Raw genomic sequence first — 4,556 nt, forward strand, 5'->3', positions numbered from 1 at the left:
ATCGAGCAGAGCGAGATCCTCACATGGCTCACCGCCGACGAAGCCCGCTACGACGCGGTGTACTCCATCTTCGGCGCGGCCTGGTTCACCGACCCGTCCCGCCTCTTCCCTCTCGTGCGCGAGCACCTGGTCCCGGGCGGCGTATTCGTGTTCTCCCAGCCGCCGGCCATCCCCGGCGCCTACGGCCCACAGGGCATGTACAAGGGCGGCTTCGCCGGGAAGGCCATGTTCACCTACCGCTACAGCTACACGCCCGCAGTGTGGGAACGGCACCTTCTCCGGGCCGGCTTCACAACCGCCGAGGCCACAGTGGTAGATGCCCCGAAAGCCGGTCACATCGGCACCCTCATCGTCCAAGCCCGCGCCTGACCGCCCCACTGCGGCCCATCCGCCCGAGGCCGTGAGTACCGTCCCCGGCATTCGCGCACGGTGCCCGTGTGACTTGAGGGATGTGCGATAGGGGTTCGACTGTCGGGCGGGATCGGCCCATTACGGGTGTCCGTGCCGGTGCTCGGTGCGACCGGCGGCTTCTTTGGGGCTGGCCTGTTCGCGCTCAAGCTGCTCGTGCCGATGTTCGCGGTTGTCCCACGCCGTTGGGTGGTCGAGCGATCGTTCGCCTGGATCGGGCGCTGCCGCCGCTTGCTGACGCCGAGGAGTTGGCCCTCTGTCCCGTGGGTCTAGGCATCGAGAAGCGGGTGTCGGACATGATCACGCCTTACACAGAGGCGGCCGTGCTCACGCCGGGGCCTGGTGTCGGCCGGCCCCGGCTCGTCCCGCGTGTCATCCGCTGCCCGCGGCCTCACTCCACTTCCGCCACCACGCCGTCCGCGTCCATGACCCAGCTTCCGGTCTCGACGCCGAACACCTTCTTGTCTTCGAGCCACTTCTCGGACATCTGCTGCAGAAGCCGGTTGGGCCGACGTTCCCAGACCGGATTGTGGTCCCAGCCCTCGACACGGATCATCAGCTTGTCGGCGCCCGGAATCGCCTTGTAGAGCTCCGGAACGGAGAAGTGCAGCACCGGGCCCAACTCCTCCGCCGTGTTGGCCGTCTTGTCCTGGTCTCCGTAGACGATGCATACCGGCACAGCGGTGCCGAGCGTGGAGCCGTACGGCGCGGTGCTCTTGTTCCACCCCCACCAGTAGGAGTTGCGCCACCGCATGACGCCTTCGGGTGCCCCCGCGGTGGGGCCGCCCCACTTCTGGCCGACGCTGTCGCCGTCCATGATGGCCTGCCACACGTGGTCGGCCAGCTCCGTGTCACTGATGGTGCCTTGCAGGCCTGCCTTGCTGGTCAGGTTCATCGGGAAGCCGAAGACCGCGGGCGGCTTGGACTCGGGCTGTGTCGGCAGACCCGTTCCGGGAGGCGGAGCGAAGGGTGTGGCGCTGTGCGTCGACCACCGGCCGGCCGGGGGAAAGATGGGCGCGAGAAGGAACATTCTCGCCACGTTCCCGGGATTCTGCAGCGCGTACGGGCCCATGACGAACGCGGCCGCGGACCAGCCGATGAAGGAGACTTTCTCGTTGTTGCACCGCGCCCTGATGAACTTGACCACGGTGGCCAGCTCGTCCCATTCGCTCTGGGAGTTGCCCAGTTGGTGCGGGTAGGGCGCTGTCGGAGAGCAGGTCCCCGTGCCGGGATTGGTCTCCAGGAGGCCCCGCTGGGCCGGGTTGGCGTTGCACGGGTCATCCATCTTCGGTCGAGGCGAGAGCCCGGAACCCTGGAGGTCCATGATGAACACGTCGTAGCCCCTGCTCGCCAGGTACTGCGCCCAGCTGTACTTGGCGTCCGGGTTCGGGGAGCCGCCCTTGGGAGGGAGCACGAGGTCAAAGCCGGGGAGGGCCGGAACGCTCCTGCCATGGAGCATGAGAACCGGCTTAGGGGTGCCGCTGCCGCCGGATCCACCGGCCTTCTTGTATTCCCGTACGAAGAGCTCGATCTCGTCGCCGAAATTCGCCGGGATAGTTGATTTGTGCTTGACCTTGTGGTCGACGGGTGTCATTGGCTGCATGGTCGCCTCCGATGTCTGTTCGCCCTGAGGAACGGTTGTTCCCAGAGGTGGTCAGCATCTCCGCCTCCCCCGGGCGGCACGGGGAGCCGGAACGGCGGGGCGCACGGATGGTGACTGATCGGGTGGGCGCCGCTCCTCCGATCGGCGGGACGCCCTGGGGAGCGCGCCGGCGACTGCGCTGCAGGCCCGAGTGGCGCTGCTGATGGGGGACTATGTGAGGTTCCAAAAGAAGTGGCCGGCCGACGTGTGGACCGCCCGCGCCGGCGCCGGGACGTCGAGCGGCTCGGCATAGCCGCAGTTCACCGGGGCACGGGTCGCGGCAGCCGGACGAAGTCGTCGGGGTTGTGCCGAGTCACTTGAGCAGCTTCCCCCCGGGGCCGGCGCGGCGAGGTGATCGAGCTCCAGACCGGTGCTGGAGGCAAGGGCGTCCCCGGTCAGTCCCCGGCGGTGGCGCCAGGCGGCCAGGCGGGCCCCATTCGGACCGCCGGCGCCCGTCTCACCAGCGCGCACATCACCAGATTGCTCGCATACCCACCCGCCCGAACCGTGTGCTCTGCCAGGACAAAGGCTCGCCCCTCTCATTCACGGGAGGATCAGGTCCCCGAGGCGGGGACGCATATGCCTGTCGTGCGAAACATTGGTCATACTGCTGAAGATCACGCGAACGGGCAGGTGGCGCGCCCGGTCACGGTAAAGGAGAGCTCGGGGCCGACAGGACTGCGACGTTGTCCCCCGACTGCCGCAGCCGTTTGAGGAGACGGGCATTCTGTGTGTTCAGCTCGGCGTTGCGCAGGGTCAGGACCTGGATCTGGTGGGCGTGGGTGGCCAGGGTGTCCTATTGTTCGCGGGTTTCGTCGGCGTGCTCGCAGGCGGACATCACAGCGGTGCAGCCCTGCGACCCGCCCCGGACGCAACCCCACCCGCGACAGCAGCACCACGATCAACCTGTCCCGGGCTGACCGACAGGCCCGCAGCATCGCCACGACTTCTTCGTCAGCAGCCCGGTCCACTTCCGCCTCCGGCTCCTGCAGCCGGTGACGGGCCCGCAGCCGGTACCGCGTCCCACCGCTCTCGCCCTGCGCCTCCACCGGCAGGTCACGGTCATCCCCCAGCTCGTAGAGCTGTTCAAGTACCCAGGCTGGCGCGGCCTCGTTGACCACCGCGTGCAGCAGGAACATCCGTACGGCGGTCAGCACCTTGTTGATTCGCGCACCCCCACGGACCGGCGTTCCTCCCGGCCCTGGTACCACGGTCCGGCGCTGGCCACCGTTGCCCGGCGCCCACCGCAGCCACACCATGAACAGCCCCATATCCCGGGCCTCGGTCGACCAGTCCCGCCCGGTACCCGCGCACCAGCGCAGGAACAAGGTCACCGCCCCGGCGTAGGCCTTCGTTGTCGTTTCTGCCCGGCCCCGGGCCAGGCGCACCTCCCTCAGGAAGCGGTCCGCCTCCCCGACGACCTCCAGCTCGTCGTCCACCACGGTCCAGTACCGGGTCCCCGACGGCATCGAGACGAGAAATATTTCGTACATTCGTTCCCATGCTCCGTGTGTCGATCGCAACGATCCACTACAAGAGCCACACTCCCCGAGAACCGTCGTGATACGGCAAACGACAGCACGAGGCGCAATGTCACACCACAGCCACCAAAGCCCCAGAGAACCCGACGATCTCCTCCAGGCGCAGCGGGACCTCAACCAGGTGCGGCCGACTTCGAAGCCCTGTACAAGCAGCTGCTGTACTCCGTGAAGCCGTTGGATGCCTGGCAGCGGCCCGAGGGCTATTGGCTGGCCACGTCCCCGTCGTATCCGGGCTGGTCGGAGCAGGAGCAGAAGGAGGTCGCCGCGCTGCGGGAGAAGGAACGCGACGCGACCTCACTGCCGTGATCCTCACGCACGCGTTCTGGAGCGAGGTGGCCGCACCCGAGCGGTCCGATGCTCGTTCCCAGCTCAAGCTCGCCCTCGAACGCGACCCGCTTGCCATGGGCGATCACGCCGCCGTACATTCCCTGCACCCGGCTTGTCCGGCCGCTTCGTCTATCCCCTTTGAGCACATGAGGAGCGCCCGGTATGACGGGTGTACTGGCGGTCGCAGGCGGCACCGCATCCGGCAAGTCCACCCTTGCCGAAGCCCTGTCGCTGCAGTGTCCCGAGAACATCGCGCTGGTCCATCTGGACGACTACTACGTGCCCGCGCACGACCCCCTGCGGGGTGTGTGGACGGTCAGTGCCGACGGGCACGCCGTCCTCGACTGGAACCATCCGGGGTCGATCGACGAGACAGCGGTGACACACGCCATTGACGCGGCGCTGCTGCGCCCCGGCGTGCTGCTGGTCGTGGTCGAGGGCCTGTTCGCGCTGTCACTGCCATCCGTGGTCCGGCGGGCGGCGTGGCGGGTGTATGTCGATACCCCCGACGACATACGCCTGGCCCGCAAGATCCTCCGGAAGATCGAGATGCAGCGGCAGGACCCCCGACTGTCCCTGCGCAACTATCTGCAGACCGGCAGGGACCGCCACGCAGCCCACGTCGCGCCCTCCCGGGC

At 67.9% G+C, this 4,556-nt stretch carries 5 protein-coding genes; 3 read left to right on the forward strand and 2 right to left on the reverse strand.

The genetic code is table 11. From position 1 onward, the window contains the following. Positions 1-369 (forward strand): class I SAM-dependent methyltransferase (locus ABZ471_RS47815; protein ID WP_359075432.1); only part of this gene is annotated, 369 nt, incomplete at its 5' end. 430 nt (positions 370-799) lie between these two features. Here ABZ471_RS47815 and ABZ471_RS47820 read toward each other — a convergent pair. Together ABZ471_RS47820 and ABZ471_RS47825 are read right to left on the reverse strand one after the other, a co-directional pair. After that, complete coding sequence (locus tag ABZ471_RS47820) at positions 800-2,002, reverse strand: alpha/beta fold hydrolase (RefSeq protein ID WP_359075433.1); 1,203 nt, start codon at positions 2,000-2,002, stop codon at positions 800-802. Positions 2,003-2,667: 665 nt separating this feature from the next. After that, the gene (locus ABZ471_RS47825; RefSeq protein ID WP_359075434.1) at positions 2,668-3,543 is read right to left on the reverse strand and encodes a hypothetical protein; all 876 of its coding nucleotides are present in this window, start codon (positions 3,541-3,543) and stop codon (positions 2,668-2,670) included. A 213-nt stretch (positions 3,544-3,756) separates the two neighbouring features. Here ABZ471_RS47825 and ABZ471_RS47830 point away from each other — a divergent pair, with 213 nt between their 5' ends. Both ABZ471_RS47830 and ABZ471_RS47835 read left to right on the forward strand, forming a co-directional pair. Continuing rightward, positions 3,757-3,897, forward strand: a complete 141-nt coding sequence (locus tag ABZ471_RS47830; RefSeq protein ID WP_359075435.1) for a hypothetical protein — start codon at positions 3,757-3,759, stop codon at positions 3,895-3,897. A gap of 183 nt (positions 3,898-4,080) precedes the next feature. Then, on the forward strand, positions 4,081-4,556 hold a 476-nt coding region (locus ABZ471_RS47835; protein WP_359075436.1), incomplete at its 3' end, for a hypothetical protein.

Origin of the sequence: Streptomyces sp. NPDC005728 (assembly GCF_040630895.1) — a bacterium.
GTDB lineage: Bacteria > Actinomycetota > Actinomycetes > Streptomycetales > Streptomycetaceae > Streptomyces.

Coding starts and splice junctions, on each gene's coding strand:
- ABZ471_RS47825 (WP_359075434.1), bottom strand. CDS start 3,543: ATGTACGAAATATTTCTCGTCTCGATGCCGTCGGGGACCCGGTACTGG.
- ABZ471_RS47820 (WP_359075433.1), bottom strand. CDS start 2,002: ATGACACCCGTCGACCACAAGGTCAAGCACAAATCAACTATCCCGGCG.